The 21,613-nt window shown below is 70.1% G+C and carries 16 protein-coding genes; 3 read left to right on the top strand and 13 right to left on the bottom strand.

The features are described 5' to 3' along the window. Positions 1–21 precede the first annotated feature (21 nt). The 6 genes from ACZ63E_RS35845 to ACZ63E_RS35820 all read right to left on the bottom strand — a co-directional run bounded on the left by ACZ63E_RS35845 (position 22) and on the right by ACZ63E_RS35820 (position 9,319). The gene (locus ACZ63E_RS35845; RefSeq protein WP_465340688.1) at positions 22–891 is read right to left on the bottom strand and encodes a carbohydrate ABC transporter permease; all 870 of its coding nucleotides are present in this window, start codon (positions 889–891) and stop codon (positions 22–24) included. Further along, positions 888–1,862, bottom strand: coding sequence for a carbohydrate ABC transporter permease (locus ACZ63E_RS35840; protein ID WP_465340687.1), 975 nt, complete (start codon positions 1,860–1,862; stop codon positions 888–890). Before ACZ63E_RS35840 ends, ACZ63E_RS35845 begins: the two co-directional genes overlap by 4 nt. After that, on the bottom strand, positions 1,840–3,216 hold the full coding sequence (locus ACZ63E_RS35835; protein WP_465340686.1) for an ABC transporter substrate-binding protein: 1,377 nt from the start codon (positions 3,214–3,216) through the stop codon (positions 1,840–1,842). The genes ACZ63E_RS35840 and ACZ63E_RS35835 overlap by 23 nt, the downstream gene beginning before the upstream one ends. A 564-nt stretch (positions 3,217–3,780) precedes the next feature. Continuing rightward, positions 3,781–4,788 (bottom strand): LacI family DNA-binding transcriptional regulator, encoded by a 1,008-nt coding sequence (locus ACZ63E_RS35830; protein WP_465340685.1) that lies wholly within the window; start codon positions 4,786–4,788, stop codon positions 3,781–3,783. A gap of 73 nt (positions 4,789–4,861) precedes the next feature. Beyond that, positions 4,862–7,042: a discoidin domain-containing protein gene (locus ACZ63E_RS35825; protein ID WP_465340684.1), complete on the bottom strand. Its 2,181-nt coding sequence runs from the start codon at positions 7,040–7,042 to the stop codon at positions 4,862–4,864. Positions 7,043–7,048: 6 nt separating this feature from the next. Beyond that, positions 7,049–9,319 carry a discoidin domain-containing protein gene (locus ACZ63E_RS35820; RefSeq protein WP_465340683.1) on the bottom strand — a complete coding sequence of 757 codons (2,271 nt, stop codon included), beginning with the start codon at positions 9,317–9,319 and terminating at the stop codon, positions 7,049–7,051. A gap of 198 nt (positions 9,320–9,517) precedes the next feature. On the opposite strand from ACZ63E_RS35820, the gene ACZ63E_RS35815 reads away from it, so the two are divergent. Both ACZ63E_RS35815 and ACZ63E_RS35810 read left to right on the top strand, forming a co-directional pair. After that, entirely contained in the window at positions 9,518–10,300 is a 783-nt protein-coding gene (locus tag ACZ63E_RS35815; protein ID WP_465340682.1) for a class I SAM-dependent methyltransferase, read from the top strand. Further along, entirely contained in the window at positions 10,297–11,220 is a 924-nt protein-coding gene (locus tag ACZ63E_RS35810; protein WP_465340681.1) for an alpha/beta hydrolase, read from the top strand. The genes ACZ63E_RS35815 and ACZ63E_RS35810 overlap by 4 nt, the downstream gene beginning before the upstream one ends. 33 nt (positions 11,221–11,253) lie before the next feature. On the opposite strand, the gene ACZ63E_RS35805 is transcribed toward ACZ63E_RS35810, so the two are convergent. From ACZ63E_RS35805 to ACZ63E_RS35785, 5 genes are all read right to left on the bottom strand, one after another. Then, positions 11,254–13,002 carry a choline/carnitine O-acyltransferase gene (locus ACZ63E_RS35805; protein WP_465340680.1) on the bottom strand — a complete coding sequence of 583 codons (1,749 nt, stop codon included), beginning with the start codon at positions 13,000–13,002 and terminating at the stop codon, positions 11,254–11,256. Continuing rightward, on the bottom strand, positions 12,999–13,823 hold the full coding sequence (locus ACZ63E_RS35800) for a class I SAM-dependent methyltransferase (RefSeq protein ID WP_465340679.1): 825 nt from the start codon (positions 13,821–13,823) through the stop codon (positions 12,999–13,001). Before ACZ63E_RS35800 ends, ACZ63E_RS35805 begins: the two co-directional genes overlap by 4 nt. A 17-nt stretch (positions 13,824–13,840) precedes the next feature. Beyond that, entirely contained in the window at positions 13,841–14,698 is an 858-nt protein-coding gene (locus ACZ63E_RS35795; protein ID WP_465340678.1) for a HalD/BesD family halogenase, read from the bottom strand. Positions 14,699–14,809: 111 nt separating this feature from the next. Continuing rightward, complete coding sequence (locus ACZ63E_RS35790) at positions 14,810–15,340, bottom strand: DUF4232 domain-containing protein (protein WP_465340677.1); 531 nt, start codon at positions 15,338–15,340, stop codon at positions 14,810–14,812. A gap of 78 nt (positions 15,341–15,418) precedes the next feature. Further along, a complete protein-coding gene (locus tag ACZ63E_RS35785; RefSeq protein WP_465340676.1) occupies positions 15,419–18,016 on the bottom strand; it encodes a bifunctional FO biosynthesis protein CofGH in 2,598 nt (865 codons plus the stop codon). 153 nt (positions 18,017–18,169) lie between these two features. Here ACZ63E_RS35785 and ACZ63E_RS35780 point away from each other — a divergent pair, with 153 nt between their 5' ends. Continuing rightward, a complete protein-coding gene (locus tag ACZ63E_RS35780; RefSeq protein ID WP_465340675.1) occupies positions 18,170–19,705 on the top strand; it encodes an IS1634 family transposase in 1,536 nt (511 codons plus the stop codon). On the opposite strand, the gene ACZ63E_RS35775 is transcribed toward ACZ63E_RS35780, so the two are convergent. Then, a complete protein-coding gene (locus ACZ63E_RS35775) occupies positions 19,690–20,448 on the bottom strand; it encodes an SDR family oxidoreductase (protein WP_465340674.1) in 759 nt (252 codons plus the stop codon). The two genes, ACZ63E_RS35780 and ACZ63E_RS35775, sit on opposite strands and share 16 nt — an antisense overlap. A 29-nt stretch (positions 20,449–20,477) precedes the next feature. Next, complete coding sequence (locus ACZ63E_RS35770; protein WP_465340673.1) at positions 20,478–21,323, bottom strand: alpha/beta fold hydrolase; 846 nt, start codon at positions 21,321–21,323, stop codon at positions 20,478–20,480. Positions 21,324–21,613: the final 290 nt, after the last annotated feature.

Raw genomic sequence — 21,613 nt, 5'->3', positions numbered from 1 at the left:
TGGAAACCCCTGGGCCGCGGCTCAGCCCTTGACGGCGCCGGCGGTCAGCCCGGCGAGGATCTGCCGCTGGAACGCCAGGAACAGCGCCACCATCGGCAGGCTGGCCAGCACCATCCCGGCGACGAGCACGTTGAGCGGCATGTCGATCGCCACCCGTTGCAGCATCACCGAGAGCGTCTGCTTTTCGGTGTCCGGGAACACCAGCAGCGGCCAGATGAAGTCCTTCCACGCGGTGACCACCGCGAGGATCGACACCACGGCCAGGATCGGCCGCGAGATCGGCAGGATGATCCGCCAGAGCGTGCGCACCGGCCCGGCGCCGTCGATGCGCGCCGCCTCGATCAGCTCGTCCGGGATCTGGTCGAAGAACCGCTTCAGCAGGTAGATGTTGAACGCGTTCGCCGCCGCCGGGAGCCAGACCGCGGTCGGCGAGTTGATCAGGTTGAGGTGCACCAGCGGCAGGTCCGTCACCGTCACGTACGTCGGGACGAGCAGGGCCGTGGCCGGCAGCATCAGCGTCGCCAGCATCAGGCCCAGCACGACGTTGCCGAACTTCGGGCGCAGCTTCGACAGCGCGAACGCGGCCGGGACGTCGATGGCCAGCTGCGCCAGCCACGCGCCGCCGGCGACGACGAGCGTGTTGAGGAAGTACTTGCCGAGGTTCAGCTGGCTCCAGGCGTCGCCGAAGGTCTCCGGGTGCCAGTCGTGCGGGACGAGCGTCGCCGGGGTCTGCGCCAGTTCCTGCGGCGACTTCATCGCCCCGGTGATCACCCAGTACAGCGGGAACATGAACGCCAGGACGAACACCACGAGCGTGCAGCCGAACACCACGCCGTAGACGAGCTTGCCGCGCGGGCTGCGCAGCGAACCGGGCGAGACGAGGGTCCTCATGACTGGTCCGCCTTCCGCGTCAGCCGGACGTACCACGCCGAGAACACGCCCAGCGCGACGAACAGCAGCAGGCTCATGGCGCTGGCCGAGCCGAAGTCGTTGTAGACGAAGGCGTAGCGGTAGAGCAGCAGGAGCACGGTGACCGTCGAGTCGTCCGGGCCGCCGCCGGTCATCACATACGGCTCGGTGAACACCTGCATCGTCGCGACGATCTGCAGCAGCAGGAGCACCAGCAGCACGAACCGGGTCTGCGGGAAGGTGACGTGCCGCAGCCGCTTCCACATGCCGGCGCCGTCGAGCTCCGCGGCTTCGTAGAGCTCGCCGGGGATCGTGCCGAGCGCGGCCAGGTAGATCAGCGTGGTGCTGCCCATGTTGGCCCACGTCGAGACGAAGACCAGCGAGAGCATCGCGGTGCTGGAGGAGTCGAGCCACTGGCCGCCGGGCAGGCCGACCGCGCCGAGCGCGGAGTTGAACAGGCCGGGACCCGGGTCGTAGAACCACTTCCACATCAGCGCCGTCACGACCGGCGGCAGCATCACCGGCAGGTAGACGGCGAGCCGGAAGAACGCCTTGGCGTGGCGGAGCTCGTTCAGCAGCACCGCCGTGAGGAACGGGACGGCGAAGCCGAAGACGAGCGCGAGCCCGGTGAACAGCAGGGTGTTGCGCCAGGCGACGCCGAAGAGCGGGTCTTCGAACAGGCGCGTGAAGTTGTCGAACCCGACCCACGTCGGCGGGTTGACGAAGTCGACCTGCTGGAAGCTCAGCAGCACGCCGCGCACGATCGGGTACCAGGAGAACAGCGCGAACACCACGAGCGCGGCGCAGAGCAGGCCGTACGCGGTGAGGTTCTCCCTGATCTTGCGCTTGAGCCGGGTCCGGCGGTGTTCTTCCTGGGACGCGGCCGGGCGCCTGGCCCGCGACGAAGACGTCGCGGGCCAGGCGAGGAGGCTACTTGACCTGGGCGAGGACACTGTTGACCTTCGAGGACGCGGACGACAGCTGCTGGTCGAGGTTCGCGTTCTGGTCCGTCAGCACCGCCTGCATGACGCTGTCGAGCGCGGCGTAGATCTGCTGCGCGTTCGGCGGCTCGATGCTGCCCTTGATCTTGCTGGTCGTGTCCACATAGGACTGGTAGTTCTTCGCGGGAACGTTGGCGTACTTGGCCTTCAGGGCCAGCTGCTGCTCGCGGACCGAGCCGGTCCAGACGTCGGGAGTGGGCTCCGCGGGCAGGCCGACCGGCTGCTTGCCGTCGACGTACTGCTGGATGTGCTTCTCGAAGCGGTCCGGGTTGAGGTACTTCCACTGGATCCACTCGAGGCCGGCCTTGACCTTGTCCGGGGAGGCCTTCGGGTTGATCATGTAACCCTCACCGCCGAGGAGCGTGCCCTGGCCGCCGGGCATGCCGGCGATGCCGTAGTCCTCGTACTTGCCGTTGAACTGCTTGACCAGCACGGGAACGTTGTCCGGGGCGGCCATGTACATGCCGAGCTGACCGGCGCCCATCATGCGCTGCACGTCCGTGGCTTCGAGAAGCTGCTTGGCGCCCATCGAGTTGTCGGTCCAGCGCATGTCGTGCAGGTACTGCAGGGCCTGCTTGCCCTTTTCGTTGGCGAAGTCGGCGACCCACTTGTCGCCGTCCTTGCGGGCGATGTCGCCGCCCATCGAGTACATCCAGCCGGTCATGTGCCAGCCGCCCTGGTTGTTCTTGCTGTAGTCGGCGTACCCGACGGTGCCGTTGCCGAGCGCGGCGATCTTCTTCGCGGCGTCACGGACCTCGTCCCAGGTGGCCGGCGGCTTGTCCGGGTCGAGCCCGGTCTTCTGGAACAGCGGACGGCTGTAGAGCAGGCCCAACGTGTAGTTCATCGTCGGGAGGCCGTAAAGTTTGCCGTTGGCGTCCCGGAAGTTGTCCAGCAGTTCCGGCTTGATGTCGTTGATGTGCGGAACGCTCTTCGCGGCTTCCGTGATGTCGGCGGCTTGGTGCCGCGCGATGATCTGCGCCGGGTCGGTGAAGTAGACGTAGTAGACGTCCTCGAGCTGCCCGCCGGCGAGCTTCGCGGAGAACGTCTTCGGGTCCATGAACCCCTCGTGGGGCTCGATCTGGATGTTCGGGTGGGAAGCCTCGAACTCCTTGACGTCGGCGTCGAAGACACCGCGCTCGAACGGCTGGCTGGTCGGCGGCTGGCCGGTGACCGTGATCTTCACCTTGCCACCGGGAGCGGCGGCGGTGTCCCCATCACCACAGGCGGCCAGTGAGAGAGCAAGGCCACCTGCGGCGAGCAGGCACAACGTGCGGCGGGAGAAGGATCGGGACCAGGGACTGCTCATCTCAAGCCTCTTCTCGGGGTCGCGACGGCTGTCACGTGATTGCGGTCACCTTAAAGTGTGAGAGCAGATCGACGCAATAACCCGACGAGAAGTTGCAAGTTACGAACAGGCCGCGTTCGGCTGGTGTCCGGGAGGTGGGGCTCGCGTGCTGGGGTGGACGACACGCGTGCCTGGAGGGACGACACGGCCCGGGATCGTGTCGTCCGGCTGGGTACGCGTGTCGTCCATTGGCGTGCGCGTGTCGTCCGGCTGGGTACGGGAGCCCCCCAGGGAGGGCGGGGGTTCCGGCCAAGTCGGATTCGCCGGTCAGCTCGCAGCGCGGACGGCCAGGTGCACCACACCGGACGTTGCGGTAGCGGCCCGGGAAGGTCATGAATGACTCATTCATGACCTCTGACGAGGTGAATGAGTCATTCATGACATTGCAGCGGCTCGCCGGTCACGTTCGCCCCGACTTTGCCGGAACCCTGCCAGGGAGGGCGGGGGCTGTTTCGGGCGGGCCGGCCCCCGGCGGGCACAACAAAGAGCGCGACGGCTCGCGAGCCGCCGCGCTCTCGAAAGCGACTACGCGATACGCCGCGCCGTCGACCCCCGGACCACCAGCTCCGGAGCGAACAGCAGCTCCTCCGCCGCCACCTCGCCCCCGTTGATCCGCTTCACCAGCAGCTCCACGACCGCGCGCCCCATGGCCTCGATCGGCTGGCGGGTCGTCGTCAACGGCGGGTCGGTGCAGTTCATCAACGCCGAGTCGTCGTAACCGACCACCGAAACGTCCTCCGGCACCGACAGCCCCTGCCGCCGCGCGGCGCGGACCGCCCCAAGCGCCAGCAGGTCGCTCGCGCACAGCACCGCCGTCGCACCACGCGGGTACAGCCGCGCCGCTGCCGCGTGGCCGCCCTCGATCGAGAACATTCCGTGCTCGACCAGCTCGTCCAGGACCGGCAGGCCGAGCTTGGCCGCGTACGACTGGAACGCCTCGAGCTTGCGCTTCGACGGCACGTGGTCGGCCGGCCCGAGGACCAGGCCGATCTTCTCGTGCCCGAGCGAGCTGAGGTGCCCGACGACCTGCTCGACGGCCACCGCGTCGTCGCACGAGACCTGGGGGAGGCCGAGGTGGTCGACCGCCGCGTTGATCAGCACCGTCGGGAGCCTGCGCTCGACCAGGTGGTGGTAGTGCGAGTGCACCGCGTCGGACTGCGCGTAGAGCCCGCCGGCGAACACCACGCCCGACACCTGCTGCTGCAGGAGCAGCTCGACGTACTCCGCCTCGGACACCCCGCCCGCGGTGCGCGTGCAGAGCACCGGCGTGAAACCCTGCTGGGCGAGGGCGTTGCCCATGATCTCGGCCAGCGCGGGGAAGATGGGGTTCTGCAGCTCCGGCAGCACCAGCCCGACCAGGCGGGCCCGCTCGCCGCGCAGCTGGGTGGGCCGCTCGTAACCCATCACGTCCAGCGCGGTGAGGACGGCGGCCCGGGTGCTCGCGGACACCCCGGACCGGCCGTTGAGCACCCGGCTGACCGTGGCTTCGCTGACCCCGACCTGGCGGGCGACTTCGGCAAGACGACGCGTCATGAGTGAAACTTTACAGCAACTGGGCGCAAAAGTAAGACAAGCCCGCCCCGGGTGGGGCGGGCTCGTCACCCCCTCAGGCCGCGGCCACTTCGAACTCCGACACCTGGCCGGCGGGCCAGCCGGTGTTGCCGGTGAACGTCAGCCGCACGAAGCGCTGGGACGTCGCCGTGAACGAAGCCGACGCCGTGTTGCCGGAAGCCGGGTCGAACGCGTAGCCGCGCGAACCCACCAGCGTCGTGTACGAACCGCCGTCCGTGCTGCCGGAGATCGTCACCGTCTGCGTCCGCGCGCCCCACGCCGACGACGGCGGCAGCTTGAGCGTCACCTTGTTGATCGACGCCGCCGCGCCCAGATCCACCGTCAGTGTCTGCGGGAACGCGTTGTTCGCGCTCTCCCAGTACGTGTCGGCGGTCCCGTCCACCGCGTTCGAGGGCGGGAACCCGCCGACGGACGCCGACGCGCTGATCGCCTTGCCGCGCGCGAGATTGCTCCCGGACGTCGGCGGCTGCGGCGGCCCCGAGTTCGGCGCGGGCCACGTCGAGCAGTCGCCCCAGGTGCCGGTCCAGCCGCTGTTGCCCGACCCGCCGAAGGTCATCTTCGGGATCGACGCCGGGTACGGGCAGTTGTACGTCCCGGTCACCCCGACCCCGGACGCCGACAGGTTGCTGATCGACACCGACCCCTGCGTCTGCGACTGCGCCACGAACGTGCCGGCGCCCTGCACCGAGACGCCGTCGAGCGTGATGCCCTGGATCTGCTTGCCCTGCCCGTTGCCGTCGATGAACTGGATCGCCTCGTACGGGCTCTGGATCGCGGTGAACCCGGTCACCCGGATGGTGACGCCGGTGATCGCCTGGTCCCGCGCGTCGAACCACAGCGCGCCGACGCCGAACTGCCAGTTCGGGTCGAGCGCCCCGGCCCGCAGCGCGGTGTTGTTCGACAGCGTCACCGTGCCGCCCAGCGGCACCGAGTTGAACCGGTTCGCCACCAGGTACCCGCCGCCGAGGGCGTTGGTGTCCTGCACCAGGTTCCCGCTCACCGTGTTGTTCGAACCGCCGTACAGTGCGATCCCGTTGGCCAGGTTCGGCTGCACGACCGTGTTGTTCGCGACCGTGTTGCCCGAGTCGGCCTGGCCGTTCGACCACAGCGCGAGCCCGTCGTCGCCGTTGTTGCGCAGGTAGTTGTTGCGCAACGTCGAGTTCGTGACGGCGCCGTCGAAGTTCACCCCGTCGGCCTGGGTGTCGAGGATGCGGTTGTTCTCGATGGTGAGGTTCGACGACGCGCCGTTCATCAGCCACAGCCCGCACTTCGTGTCCTGGATCCACAGGCCGCTCACGACCGAGCCGGTGCCGAGGACGCCGTGGAACGCGTTGTCCGGGCTGCCGTCGTTGCGTTCGGTGACGTCGCCGAACACCGCGAAGTCGTACAGCTTGATGTTCCCCGACGCGCCGCCGTTGTTGAAGATGTTGTTGCCGTGCAACACCGTGTACCACTGTCCCGCGCCGCGGACGGTGGTCTGGTCGATCTGCAGGGCCGAGCCGATCTCGAACCGGCCGGACGGCACGAACAGCTCCTTACCCTGTGACCGCGCCGCCGCCAAACCGTTGCGGAACGCCTGCGAGTCGTCCGACGAGTCGTTCGCCGTGGCGCCGTAGTCGGTCACCGACAGCGCGTTGGCCGGCTTCGAGCCCGCGCCGCCGACCTGCTCGAAGTCGGCCAGGTCGATGGTCGCCTGCCCGACGTCACCCGAGTTCGCCTGCACCCGGACCTTCGCGCCCGCCGCCAGGTTCTGCCCGAGCAGCAGGCGGGCGTCGTCGAAGAAGTGGTGCGTCTTCGAGCCCGTGATGAAGCCGGTGTCCACATAGGTGTAGCGGGACGTCACGGGCAGCGCGAGCGTGGACCCGTTGACGGACACCGAAAGCCGGCCGGACGAGCCGTCGGGCAGGTTGTAGTGGACGTTGATCGCGTTCGCCGCCGCGGGCAGCGTGAACTCGACGTACTGGCCGGTGGTGATCCGGACGGCCTGCCGCCCGGAGGCCTCCGAAGCGACGCTGCCTTGGGTGTAGTCCGGTCCGACGGCCGAGCCGTTGGTGGCCGAGCACTCGGCCTCGACCGTCCGGAAGGGCACGCTCGCGCCGCCGGACGCGGTGGTGGGGCAGGTCGCCGCCGCGGCGGGCGTGCTGCCGGAGAGCACGACCAGGCCGGACGCCGCGAGGGCGGCGGCGAGCAGAGCCGGGATGCGGGACATCGTCATCACCTCTCAGGATGCGTAGGCTTCGAGCTCGGACAGCTGCCCGGCGGGCCAGCCGGTGTTGCCGGTGAAGGTCAGCCGCAGCGTGCGGGCGGACGTCGCCGGGAACGTGATGGTCGCGGTGTTCCCGGACGCGGGGTTGAACGTGTACCCCGCGGCCGCCTTGACGCCGTCCACCGAGATCGTCTGCGTGCGTGTGCCCCACGCGGACGACGGCGGCAGCTTCAGCACCAGCCGCGACACCGACACCGTGGCCCCGAAGTCGACGGTCACCGACTGCGGGAACGCGTTGTTCGCGCTCTCCCAGTAGGAGTTCGCGTCGCCGTCGACCGCGTTCGAAGGCGGGAACCCGCCCTGGGACGCCGACGCGCTGATCGCCTTGTGCAGCGCCAGGTTCCCGGTCGGCTGGGTCGTGGTGGTCGTGGTCGGCGGTGTGGTGGGAGTGGTCGTCGTGGTGCCGCCGTTGTCCGAGCCGTAGACCGGCGTCGGCCACGAACCGCAGAACGTCGTCGACCAGCCCGAGTTGCCGCCCTGGTCGGCCAGCCCGGCCATCGCGTCCGGGCCCATGCAGTTGTAGACCCCGGCCCGGCCGACGCCGGTCGCGACGACGTTCTTCACCGAACCGGTCGGCTTCGCCTGGATCTGCCAGGCGAAGGTGCCCGCCCCGGTGATCCGCACGTTCGTGAAGTGCACGTCGGTGGTGGCGCTGTCGATGAACTGGATGGCCTCGTAGTTGTTGTCCTGCAGGTCGAGGTCGGTGACGTCGACGCGGCCGGTGATCGCCGAGTCGCGGCCGTCGAACCACAGGGCACCAACACCGAACTGCCAGTTCGAGTCGAGCACGCCGGTGCGGATCGCGGTGTTGCGCGCGACGGTCGTCGTGCCGGACAGCGGCACCGCGCTGAACCGGTTGGCGATGTGGATGCCGCCGCCCTGGTCCTGGTTGTCGGCCACGACGTTGTCGGACACGGTGTTGTCGCGCCCGCCGTAGATCGCGATGTTGTTGGCGAGGATCGGCAGCAGCACGGTGTTGAAGGAGAACGTGTTGTTGTGGTCGGCGTCGTGCTCGGACCACATCGCGAGGCCGTCGTCCCCGGTGTTGCGCAGGAAGTTGTTCGTCACGGTGACGTTGCTGATGCCCTGGTGCAGGTTCAGCCCGTCGGCGGTCTGGTCGAGGATCCGGTTGCCGGACACGGTGAGCCCGTCGAACGGCCCGTCGAGCCACAGCCCGACCTTCGTGTGCTGCAGCCACAGGTTCTGCACGACCGAGCCGCCGCCGAGCGCGCCGCCGATGGCGTTGGACTGGTCGCAGTCGACGCGCGCGTCGACCTGGCCGATGATCGCGAAGTCGTACAGCTTCACGGCGCTGCTGGTGCCGGGAACCGCGCCGTTGCCGGGATACGTCGACGTCCCGCAGCTGGCCGGCTCACCCTTGCCGAAGATCCCGGCGCGCGGGCCGGTCAGCACGGAGTACCACGGGCCGGCGCCGCGGATCGTCACCTGGTCGACGGTGATGTGGTGGCCGAGGGTGAAGGTCCCGGACGGGATCCAGACCTCCTTGCCCTGGCTCTTCGCGGCGGCGACGGCGGAGTCGAACGCGCCCGCGTCGTCGCTCGTATCACCCGCGGTGGCACCGAAGTCGGTGACCGACACCGAGTTCGCCGGACGCGCGGCCGCCGCGCCGACCTGCTCGAAGTCGGCCAGGTCGATGGTCGAGGCCGTGGTGTCGCCCGCGTCGACCTGCAGCTTGATCTTGGTGCCGGCCGGGTACGACGTGCCGAGCAGCGCCCGGGTTTCGTCGTAGAAGTGGTGCGCGTGGCCGTCACCCGGGTTGTTCGTGAACGGGTACGAGCCGTAGTACCAGGCGTACTTCGACGTCAGCGCGATGTCCTGGTTGTGGGCGCCGCCCACGTAGAGGGAGATCGTGCCGCTCGTCCCGGTGCCGTTGCCGGAGTCCGGGAGGCTGTAGCGGAAGTCGATCGAGTTCGCCGGGGCGGTGAGGGTGAACTCGACGTACTTCCCCTGGCCGGACAGCGTCACCGCCTTCCGGCCGGACGCTTCGCCGGCGAGCGTGCCGGCGGCCCGGTTCGGGCCGATGACCGAACCGTTCGTGGCGGCGGTTTCCGCTTCCTGTTCGGTGAAGGGGACCGTCGCGCCGCGGCCGGCGGCGAGCGCGTCGGCCGGAACCGCGGCGATGGTGACGCCGGCCGCCGCGATCACGGCGAGCGCGAGGGCGCCCAACTGTTTCTTGGGCGCACTGAAGACAGAGCTGGGAGACATGGGCAGCACTGGCCTTTCCGCAGCAGGTGGGGACCTCTGTGACCGGGATCATACGAATCCTGGACAAGAAATCGCAATAGTTGGACGAACTTACGCAACTTTGCGACAGGAATTGACCGCTGAGCCGGATGCCGGACGCTCGCTTACGCCCGCCGGAGCAACGTCCGGGACGCGCGCCGCCGCTGCTAGTTTTCAGTCATGAGCCAGCGACGTGCGGACGGCAGCGCCGGGGACGCGGACTACGGCGCGATCGGCGGGGTCTACACCGACTACCGCAGGCCGGATCCCCGCATCGGGCAGTACATCCTCGACGCGCTGGGGGACGCGCGGAGTGTGCTCAACGTCGGCGCGGGCGCGGGTTCCTACGAGCCGGCCGACCGGGAGGTGACGGCGGTCGAACCGTCGGCGTCGATGCGCGCGCAGCGGCCGGCCGACCTCCCGCCGGCCGTCGACGCGGTCGCGGAGAAGCTGCCGTTCCCGGACCGGGCGTTCGAAGGCGCGATGAGCACGTTCAGCGTCCACCAGTGGAACGACCTGTGGGCCGGGCTGAAGGAGATGCGCCGGGTCACCCGCGGCCCGATCGCGATCCTGACGTGCGACCCCGCGCTGCTGCGGCGGTTCTGGCTGCTCGACTACGCGCCGGAGGTGATCGAGACCGAGGCGCGGCGCTACCCGTCGGTCGACGACATCGCCGACGGGCTCGGTGGCGCCACGTCGATCGTCCCCGTGCCCATCCCGATCGACTGCACCGACGGGTTCAACGAGGCCTACTACGGCCGCCCGGAACGCCTCCTCGACCCGGGCGCGCGGCTGTCGTGTTCGGCGTGGAGCTTCGTCGACGACCGCGTGCACCACCGCTTCGCCGCGGAACTGCAGCACGACCTCGACGACGGCACGTGGGAACGCCGCTACGGCCGGCTTCGCGAACAGCCGACGTTCGAAGGCTCACTGGTCCTCGTCGTTTCGGAACCTTCGGCGTGACCCCGCCGCCGTTCGACGCGGAGCTGGCGCCGATCGTCGAGACCCTGCGCGCGCTGCGCCCGCCACTCGTGTCGCTGCAGGACATCCCGGGCCGCCGGGCGCTGAACGCGGCCGATCACCGGACCGTCGAGGAGCTGGCCGCGGCGTACCCGGAGCACAAGGTCACCGAGGAGTACGCGGGAGACGTTCCGCTGCTGGTGATGACGCCGGCGGCCGGCGCGGGTGTTCTGTACTACGTGCACGGCGGCGGCACGATCGTCGGCAGCCACCTCGGCTCGGACGTGCCGAACCTGCTGGACTGGGCGGGCTCGCTGAACTTGACGGTCGTCTCGCCGGGCTACCGGCTCGCGCCCGAGCACCCGTACCCGGCGCCGGTGGAAGACTGTTACGCCGGTCTGCTGTGGACGGCCGAGCAGTTCGCCGGGCCGACGGTGATCGGCGGTGTCAGCGCGGGCGGCGGCCTCGCGGCGGCGACCACGCTGCTCGCGCGCGACCGCGGCGGGCCGGAGCTCGCCGGGCAGCTGCTGATCTGCCCGATGCTCGACGACCGCAACAACACCCCGTCGGCGGTGGACCTCGACGGCCGCGGATTGTGGGACCGCACGGCCAACACCGTCGGCTGGACGGCGTACCTCGGTGACCGGTTCGGGACGGAAGACGTGCCCGCGTATGCGGCCCCGGCTCGCGCGACCGACCTTTCGGGACTGCCACCGGCCTTCCTGGACGTCGGCACGGCGGAGACGTTCCGCGACGAGGTCGTGGCGTACGCGAGCCGGATCTGGCAGGCGGGCGGCGAAGCGGAGCTGCACGTGTGGCCGGGCGGGTTCCACGGGTTCGATTCGCTGGCCCCGAAGGCCAGGCTCAGCCGGGCGGCGCGGGCCGCCCGGCTGGCCTGGTTGCGCCGCCTACTCGGCCAGTAGCGCGGCCGGACCCAAGCAGCGGCGGGTGAGCGACTACTCGGCCAGCAGCTCCTGCAGCTCGCTGACCGCCTTCGTGAGTTCGTCCGCGAAGCGGTACATCTCCGCCGACACGTGCTTCGGCGTGCTGAGGTAGATGTTCCAGCGATCCGGCAGCAGCACATACGCGATCCCGATGCACTGCGGGCTGGTCGAGCCGAACCCGAAGTACTGGATGTTGACCGACGGCGCCGAGCTGGTGCTCAGGTAGTCGTCGCGCATCTTCAGCCAGCCCGGTGAGCCGTACAGCGCCGGCACCTCAGTCTCGCCGCGGCGTTTCCCGATCAGCTGCAGCTCCCACAGGTGCTGCTCCGGCGCGTCCCCGGCCTGGCACTCCTTGGCCCGCGCGACGTGCTTCGCCGCGGCCGCGCGCAACGCCTCCCGCTTCTCGTCGTCGGAAGCGGCCGGGTCCGTCAGGACGTCGGCGAAACGCACGACCTCCGGCGTCACGACGCGCATCGCCTCGGTGCGGCCGTTCCGGAACTGCCGGGTGGCGATCGACTCGTACGTCGCCCCGGTCAGGCCCTTCGCCCGGCGGTGCGCGAGCTGGTACGCCATCTGCGCGAAGGCGTCCGGGGACATCTTCAGTTCCTTCGCGCGGTTCGCACCGAAGTCGAACGACACGGTCTGCGTAGCCGTGGCGTCCGCGTACGCCCTGAAGGCCGCTCCGGCCGCTCGAGCGTCTTCGCGAAGCTCGTCGGTCAGCGTGAACTCCACCGCTTCGAAGCCCGGCACACCGTCGGCGGCTTCCCGCGTTGCGCGCGAGCCGCTCAGCAGGACGTCGGTGAAGCCGAGGATCGTGGTGCCGTCGAGCTCGCAGTGCTCGACGTTGATCCCCGCGGTGCCGTCCTCGAACACGACCAACGAGACTGCCTTGTCGTACCAGCGGTTGTCGCCGTACAGCAGCCGGTCGCTCGCCTCCTGCGCGTTCGACGGCGTGAAGTCGTCCAGGCACAGGCAGAACAACGCCGTCTCGATCGTCTCCAGCGCTTCGGCGTTGCCGGCTTCGAGCAAAGCGGCCCGCGAAGCCGCCCACTCCGCGCGAGCCTTCGTCGTGAAGTGCCCCGGCGCCGCGTCGGGCCGAGCGCGGTCGTCCTTGAGGATGGCGCGCAGGCCGTCGGCGATCTGCTCCGGCGAGTACGGGCGGCCGTCCTCGGTGATGACGTCCATCCGGAACGGTGTGTCGCGGTGGAAGACCACGATGTGCCGCTCGGGCGACGGGAACCGCGTGCGCGCGGTGTCCAGCAGCTCACCCGGGATGCGCGTCGCCGAGAACAGGTACTTGTGCTGCACCATCGACTGCGGCGTGCCGCGCAGGAGCACCGGCGGCACCGCCTCTTCGTCGAGCCGCAGCTGGTAGTCCACGGCGGACGCGGCCAGCTCGGCCGCGCGCTCCACCTGGCCCAGCTCGGACGCCCGGAACAGGAAGAAGAAGTTGGCGTTGAGCGCGATCCGGTCGCGGCGGCCGAGGTAGCGGTACGGCCAGAACGTGTCGAGCCAGCTGTGCACGCCCGGCGAGCGGTCGTACTCCTCGAGCGCGGCCTGCAGCCCGTGCGCGGGACTGCCCGGCGCCAGGAACTCCGCGACCGCCGCCTCCGTCTCCGCCAGCTCGTCCGGCGTCAGCAGCGGCGCGCACCACTCGAGAAAACGGCGGCCGCTGTCCTCCAGCGTGGGGACGGGGACCCGGGGAAGCCGGTCCTCGTTGCCGAAGGTGCGGGTGGACCAGTCCGGACTGCTCACGATCATCCTTCTTCGTCGGAGTTCTCGAGCGCGGTGGCCAACGCGGCCGCGCCTTCTGGACGGGAAACGTACAGCTGCGCGTACAGCCAGCCGTCGGACTCCACGCCGGTCGGGTCGACTCCGGCGGCGTCGAGGGTGTCGAGGATCTGCGTCCGCTCTTCGGCGGAGGCGAACCGCCGCTGCCGGAACACGCCGGGCACCTGCGCGGTCTCGTACCCCAGCCCGGCCAGGCTGTCGGCGACCGGTTCGTAGGAGAACATCCGCAGCACGAAGTGCGCCATCCACGGCCGCGAGCCGCGCGCGATCCGGGTGATCGTCTTCTCGGTGACGTAGCCGACGCAGCCGGTCGAGACCACGAGGTCGACGTCGTCGAGCAGCTTCCGCTGGGTGCTGTCCGGGTCGTCGCTTTCGAAGTCCGCGTGGATCGCCTCGTCGAGGAACCCGGCGGAAAGCGCGTACTCGAGGGCCGGCGCGGCCGCGTCGAGACCGAAGAACTTCGTGCCGCCCGGGCCGGTGACGCGGGCGCGGTCGGCCTCGACCAGCTCCGCGTGGCTCAGCGCCAGCACGGCCGGAGCGGTGTAGTGCGCGTAGAGGTCGTCCATGGTGGCTTCGCAGCGACGGAGCGCGGCGTTGACACCGTACGAGCAGCCGACGTCGAGCACGGTCGGGGAGCCGGCCGGGTGTTCGCCGATCAGCTTCGCGAAGTACGGCTTCGCGAGCTGAGGGATTTCGTAGCCGACGCGCTGCAACGTCCCGAAGAACGGACGGGGGTCGGGCGCGGTGTAGATGTGGTCGAACGAGATCTTGCCGGTCGAGTCGAAAGGCACGGGCCAGGCTCCTAGATCTAGTCGAGCAGGGCGTCGCCCCGCACGGCGCGATCGGCCAGATGCTGGGGCAGGACCCGGCCGAACAGCTGCCTGGTCCGCTCCGGGCTGCCGATGACGCCGGGGCGCTCGCTGTAGGCGAAGATCGCCGAATGGCGGGCGATCTTCCCCTCCACCCTAGTGACCCGATGCAAGGCGAAGCGGCCCTTGAACAGCTGCAGATCGCCCGGACGGAGGCCCAGGCGCTGGACCGGACGGGTGTTTTCCCCGGAAAGCACACCCCGCACACCGGCGAAGTTCTCGTCCTCGGCGGAACGGATGTCGGGGCAGTATTCGAACGTCCCGCCGTCTTCCGCGGCCTGGGTCAGCATGCTGACGGTGTAGGAGTTCGTGTCGAAGTGCCACGGGTGTGCCCGGCCGGGCGCGATCACGTTGAGGGTCAGCCCGGCCAGCGGGTCGGCCAGCTCGTGCAGCTCCGGCAGGCCGAAGCAGTCGGCGACGAACCGCTGGAACAGCGGGCTGGTGTGGAGCCGGCTGATGATCGACGACGCGGGGACGCGGTCACGCGCGACGAAGGCGTTGCCGCGTTCCATGACCGTCCGGCCAGGGTGGTCCTCGGGCAGCGGCGTGTCGAGCGCGATGTTGTAGGCGTTGACCTGCTCGACCTTGGTGTACGCGTGCGGCTCGAGCGCGGCGCACTCGGCGCGCAGGACCTCGTGCAGCTCGGGCCGGATGAAGTCGGCGAGGACACTGCAGCCGACGTCGGCCAGGTCCGCGCGGGTGCCGGCGACGGTTTCCCGCCAAGCGGGGCTGCCCGGTTCGGTGAGCGGGTAGCGGTCGGTGTCGACCATTTCCAGCGCGGCCACGGAGGTGCTCATCGAAGTCCCTTCGGCAGGTGCAGCTTCGGTGCTTGACCTGGTCGTGAGGGAAAGAGTTAGCACATCTCCGGGTGCGTCAACCGTGGGTTTGTGAGCGGTGACACAAGGTCATCAGTTGCCGATTTCCGTCGCCCACGAGCTGACCGTGACGGTGTCGGTGGTGCCGAGGTCGGTGTCCAGCGGCTGCTTCTGCTCGGGTTCGCCGGGGACCGGCACCACGGAGATCGCGGCGCCGCTGCGCTGGTCGCCGTCGGTGACGGTGGCCGACCACGCGAGCACGGCGACGACCTTCTCGCCCGGCTTCAGCGTCACGTTCTGCGGTCCGAGGTCCCGCGCGAAGTACGACGTCCCGTGCTCGACCTTCACCGCGAGCGCCGAGCCGTCACCCGCGAGGATCTTCAGGTCCGGGTAGCCGGTGACCTGGCGCGGCGCGCTGTCCCGGTTGGTCAGCGTCAGCACGCTCGCGCGGTGCCCGAGCCCGGCCTCGACCTGACCGACCGAAAGCGACAGTCCCGCCGACGGCGGCGGCGCGTAGGTCGGGCTCGGCGCAACCGTGGGTGTCGGGGCGGGTGGTGGCGTCGGAGTGCCGCAACCCGCGAGAAGCACGACGAAGAGAACTGGTGTGAACCGGAAAACCCCCATGGCCGGAAGGGTATCGGACGCCGTGAGTGACTCATTCATGTCGTCTGGCGCCATGAATGAGTCACTCACGGCACCAAGTCACGGCGTGAGCAGCGGCAGCAGCGGCTTGCGGACGGCCGTCGCGACCCCGTCGGACGCCTCCGCGGCGGCCAGCCGCTCGGCCGAGGGCCGCCCGTACCCCGTCGTCCGCTGCACCAGCGGCCGGCCCAGCGGCTCGACCATCTCGCGCATGTCGCTGATCGTCTTGTACGACCCGTTCGACGCGCCGGCCATCCGGCTGATCGTCTCCTCCATCAGCGTGCCGCCGATGTCGTTGACGCCGCCCTGCAGCACCGCGCGGCTGCCCTCGGTGCCGAGCTTCACCCAGGAGCTCTGGATGTTGTCGATCATCCCGTGCAGCAGCAGCCGGGCCAGCGCGTGCACCGCCCGGTTCTCGTTCTGCGTCGCGCCCGGGCGGGCGAGGCCGGCGAGGTAGATCGGCGAGCTCTGGTGGATGAACGGCAGCAGCACGAACTCGCTGAACCCGCGCTTGCCGTGCTTCTCCAGGCCGTCACGCTGCAGTTTCGCGAGCAGCTTGAGGTGCGCGACCCAGTGCGCGGGCGTGTCGACGTGGCCGTACATCATCGTGGACGTCGTCGGCAGGCCGACCTCGTGCGCGGTGGTGACCACCTTGATCCACTCGGACGTCGGCAGCTTGCCCTTGGTGAGCACCCAGCGGACGTCGTCGTCGAGGATCTCCGCGGCCGTGCCCGGCAGCGAGTCCACGCCGGACTCCTTCGCCGCGATCAGCCAGTCGCGCAGCGAGAGGTTGGTCCGCGAAGCGCCGTTGACGACCTCCATCGGGCTGTAGCTGTGCAGGTGGATGTCCGGCTGACGGCGTTTCACCTCGGCCGCGAGGTCGAAGTACGCGGTGCCCGGCAGGTCCGGGTGGATGCCGCCCTGCATGCAGATCTCGGTCGCGCCGGCGGCCCACGCCTCGTCGACGCGGTCGCCGACCTGCTCCAGCGAGAGCGTGTACGCGTCGGCGTCGGTGCGTCGCTGGGCGAAGGCGCAGAAGCGGCAACCCGTGTAGCAGACGTTGGTGAAGTTGATGTTCCGCGTGACGACGAAGGTGACGTCGTCGCCGACCGTCTCGCGCCGCAGGTCGTCGGCGAGCTTCGTGAAGGCGTCGAGTTCCTTGCCTTCGGCGGACAACAGCGCCAGCGCGGCGTCGTCGGACAGCCCGGCGGGGTCCTTTTCCGCGCTGCGCAAGGCTTCCAGCACGGTGGAGTCGAACTTCTGCGGCCCGGTCTTGATCCGGTCGCCGATCTCCTTCCAGTCCCCGTAGACCGAGTCGAAGTCGCTCCGGCGGTCTTCGGTGCGGCCGGTGGTGTCGATCTCGGTGTGCAGGTCGGTGCGGCCGGACTCCTGCCAGCCGCCGTCCGGCTCCTGCCACGGGATGCCGACCGGCATCGCGCCTTCGCGCGCCATCCCGGTCTTGGCGTCGACGAGCGCCGCGACGTGCCGCGTGATCCGCGGGTCCAGCCACGGCTCGCCCGCGTTGACGTACTCCGGGTAGATCGTCAGCCGTTCCTTGAGCTCGAAGCCGGCTTCCTCGGTGCGCCGCGCGAGCTCGTCGATCTGCGGCCACGCGCGTTCCGGGTTGACGTGGTCCGGGGTCAGCGGCGAGACGCCGCCCCAGTCGTCGATCCCGGCGCGGATCATCAGGTCGTACTGGCGCCCGATCAGGTTCGGCGGCGCCTGGATGCGCATCTTCGGGCCGAGCACGAGCCGCGCGACGGCGATGTTCGCGGCGAGCTCTTCGAGGTCGGCGTCCGGGGTCGCGCGCATCTTCGTGTCCGGCTTGGCCCGGAAGTTCTGGACGATGACTTCCTGGATGCCGCCGTAGGTCTTGGCGACCTTGCGGATCTCGAACAGCGCGTCCGCGCGCTCCTCGTGCGTCTCGCCGATGCCGATGAGGACACCGGTGGTGAACGGGACGCTGCTGCGGCCGGCGTCTTCGAGCACGCGCAGCCGGACCGCGGGATCCTTGTCCGGCGACCCGTAGTGCGGCCCGCCCTTCTCGCTCCACAGCCGGGTCGCGGTCGTCTCCAGCATCATGCCCATCGACGGCGCGACCGGCTTGAGGCGCTGGAAGTCCTGCCAGGTCAGCACGCCCGGGTTGAGGTGCGGCAGCAGGCCGGTCTCCTCGAGGACGCGGATCGCCATCGCGCGGACGTAGGAGAGCGTGTCGTCGTAACCGTGCGCGTCCAGCCAGTCGCGGGCGGCCTTCCAGCGGTCCTCGGGCCGGTCGCCGAGGGTGAAGAGAGCCTCCTTGCAGCCCATCTCCGCACCCTTGCGGGCGATGTCGAGGACCTCGTCCGGGGAGAGGAACGGCGATTCGAGCCGGCCCGGCACCGTGACGAACGTGCAGTAGCCGCAGCGGTCGCGGCACAGCCGGGTCAGCGGGATGAACACCTTGCGGCTGTAGGTGATGATGCCGGCGCGCCCGGCCTCGGCCAGGCCGGCGTCGCGGATGCGGGAGGCGTACTCGGACAGCTTCGCCAGGTCTTCCCCGCGGGCGTGCAGCAGGACGGCCGCCTCGGCTACGTCCAGTGTCTTCCCGTCCCGCGCCCGGGCGAGCGAGCGGCGCATCGCGGAGGCGGTCGGGGTGGTGGCGTCGGGTTCGGGTCCCATTCCGCCCACGCTAGGACCGTCCTCGGGCGACCAGCCAGTGTGCGTTCCGCACCACGTTGACCCGAACGATTCACGTGCCCGTCGACGCAGGTCAGCGCGCTGCCGTGGTTGTCGATCAGCGCGCGGAGGTGTATTACCTAAAGGGTGGCATCGGTGGTCGGGAAGAAGATCGGCGGACGGACGTACTACTACCTCGCGGAGTCCGCCCGGGTCGACGGCAAGCCCCGTGTGGTCACCCAGCGTTACCTGGGCACGGCCGACGAGATCGCCCGGGCCGTCCCCGGCGGCGAACCGGCTTCGGCTTCGCACCGGACGTACGGCGACGTCGCCGCGGTCTGGGCGACGCTGTCCCGGCTGGACTTCGTCCGCCGCGTCGACGACGTCGTGCGGTCGAAGCCCTCGCTGGGCCTGAGCCTGGCGGTCGCGGTGCTGCACCGGGCGACCGCGCCGGAGACGCCGATCGGGCCGTGGTGGGCGGCGAGCCCGGCCGCGGACCTGGTCCGGCTGTCCACAGTGGATGGTCTGTGGCGGGCGCTGGAACGCCTGACGCCGGAGCGGATCGCGGGCATCGAGGAGACCGTTTCCACTGCCGTCCTCGAGACGCTCGACGACCACGAGGCCCTCGCCGTCGACGTCCCGCAGTTCGCCGTGTTCGCCCCCGCGGACTGCACGCTGCCCACGGCCTGCCGGGAGGTGCTCGCCGGCGTGGGGCTGCGCGTCACCCGCGACGGCGCCATCCCGCTGGCCTCGCGGCTGTACCGCCGCGACAACGCCCCGACGTTCGCCGCGCTGACGGGCGCGCTGGGCCCGGCCACGCTGGTCTTCCACGCCGGGCAGGCCGCGCAGCTCGACCTCGGTTCCCGCCGCGGGTTCGTCGGCTCGCTGCCGCTGACCGACCACCCGGAGCTGCTGACGCAGCCCGCGTCCGCCCGCAAGCGCGTCGACCCCGAGCGGTTCGCCGGCCTCACCGCGCTCGACACGCACGCGGTCGTCGACGGGGTCCGCCGCCGGGTGATCCTGACCCACTCGGCGACCCTGCACGCGGCCCAGTCCCGGGCGTTCGCCGACGAGCTGGCCACGACCACCCGCGAGCTGGACGGCCTGGCCGCGGCCTTGGCCGCCGGCACCCACCGCGGCGACCGCGCGCAGGTGCACGCCGAAATCGGCCGGGTCACGCGCGGCCGGCGCATCGAACGTGTCCTCACCGCCGTGCTCACCGGCACCAGGCCCGGTGAGATCCGGGTGGAACGGCGGATCGATTCCGCCGCGGTGGCCCGGCTGGACGAGGAGTTCTTCGGCAAGCAGGTGCTGGTCACCGACCGGGACTGGCCGGTCGGCGACGTCGTCACGGCCTACCGCGCCCGCACGCACCTGGAGTCGACGTTCCGCTGGCTGACCGGGCCCGCGCTCACCGGCCCGACTCCGCGCTGGGAGTGGACGCGGGCGCGGATCGCGGCCCACGGCCTGGTGTCGGTGCTGGCGGCGACGGTGACCCACCTGATGCGCCGCGAGGCGGACCGGGCGGGCATGAACCTGTCGGTCCGGGAGCTGCTGGACCAGCTCGCGGGCGTCGGCGAGCTGGTCCTGACGTACCCGTCGACGGGCGGGCGGCCGCGGACCAAGCGCCTGCTGACCGGATCGGACCCGGAGCAGCAGGCGCTCTACCAGCTGTTTCAGCTCTCGCGGTAGATCTGCAGCGCCGAGAAGCTCTGCACCACCGGCATCAGCTCGATGACGTTGATGTTGACGTGCTGCGGCTGGTTCGCGGCCCAGAAGACGGACTCGGCGACGTCGTCCGCGGTCAGCGGCGTGGTGCCCTCGTAAACCTTGTCGGCCTTGTCCTGGTCGCCGTCGAAGCGGACCTTCGAGAAGTCCGTGCCGCCGACCATGCCGGGCTCGACGTTCGTCACGCGGACGCCGGTGCCGTGCAGGTCGCTGCGCAGGTTGAGGCTGAACTGGTGGACGAACGCCTTGGTCGCGCCGTAGACGTTGCCGCCGGGGTAGGGGTAGGTGCCGGCGATCGAGCCGATGTTGACGACGTGGCCGCGGCCGCGCTCGACCATGCCGGGCAGCAGCGCGCGCGTGACGTGCGCGAGGCCGCGGACGTTGGTCGCGATCATCTCGTCCCAGTCCTGGAGCTCGGCGCGGTGCGCGGGCTCCAGGCCCTTCGCCAGGCCGGCGTTGTTGACCAGGACGTCGACCTCCTTCCACTCCCCGGGAAGGCCGTCGACCGTCGTCTTGACCGCTTCGGGGTCGCTGACGTCGAGCTGCACCGGGAGGACGGCGTCGCCGAGGTCCCCGGCGAGCTTCTCGAGCTTGTCGTGGCGCCGGGCGACGGCGATCACCCGGTTGCCCTCGGCGACGAACCGGCGCGCGATGGCGTCACCGAAGCCGGCGCTGGCGCCGGTCACGAACACGGTCTTCTGGGTCATGGGTGAACCTTATTCTGGCTAGGCCGGCGCTACCGACCGCGGGTTTCCTGCCTGCGGCGACCTTCGCGCCGGCCGACGGCTGAATAAGGTTCATCGGCTCCGCTGCTCTTCAGGAAGGTGCTGAGTGCCTCGTCGAACTCGGTCTCGCGCTCCAGGTTAGGCAGGTGGCCCGCGCCGTCGACGACCACCAGGGTGGAACCGGCGATCTTCCGGTGGATCAGCTCGGCGTCGGCGACGGGCGTGAACTCGTCCTCGCTGCCGACGACCACAAGAGTGGGGACGTCGATGTGCTGGAGGGTGCCGGTGTAGTCGGGACGCTCGGCGCGTCCCCTCAGCGCGGCCGCGGCTCCTTGTCGAGGCGCGTCGCGCATCATGCGCCGGACGTGCGCCTCGACGTCCGGCCTGCTCGCGCGGGTGCTCCTCGAGATCATCTTGGGGAGCAGCTCTTCCGCGTACTGGTGCATGCCCTCCTCGGTGATCCTCGCTGCGGTGGTGATGCGCGCCTGTTTCGCGGCCGGGGTGTCGAGTCCCGCGAAGGTGTCGGCGAGGAGGACGGCCTCCGCCCGGCCGGGGTGGTCCTTCAGCAGGTGCATGACGATCTGGCCGCCCATGGAGAGGCCGCCGAGGACGAACGTCGCGAGGCCGAGGTGGTCGGCCAGCTCGACGAGGTCGCGGGCGAAGACGTCGAGACCGGTCTTGGTGTCCGTGCTCGGGGAGGCGCCGAAGCCGCGGAGGTCGGGGATGACGACGCGGTAGCCGCGGGCGGCCAGGTGCTCGGCCTGGGGGCGCCACATCGAGCGGTCGAAGGGGTGGCCGTGGACGAGGAGGACGGGCCGGCCGTTCTTCGGGCCGAGGTCGTCGTGGGCGAGGGTCATGCGGCCGACGCTAGGCGGAGCTTTGGCGCGGGGCAATACGGTGCAATGTACTCGGAGCAATGTTCTTTTCTGGCTCTTTCGCTGGCGCTCCGGGGCCGGTGGGTGCAGACTGGGCCGCAGACGAGCTTCGTCGTGGGGTCTGACCTGCGCTGATCTTGTTAAGGGACCCCCCTGTTTCGGGCCCTTTCGGGGGCATGTAAAGTTCTCCAAGTCGCCAGGGAAACCGGGCGGCCGCCGGGACACGAACCAAGCTCTCGCTCGAAGCGATTGAGTGGGTGTCCCACCAAAAA

The sequence above is a fragment of the Amycolatopsis sp. NPDC104819 genome, assembly GCF_055583145.1.
This window is presented reverse-complemented; position numbering and strand designations above follow the sequence as displayed.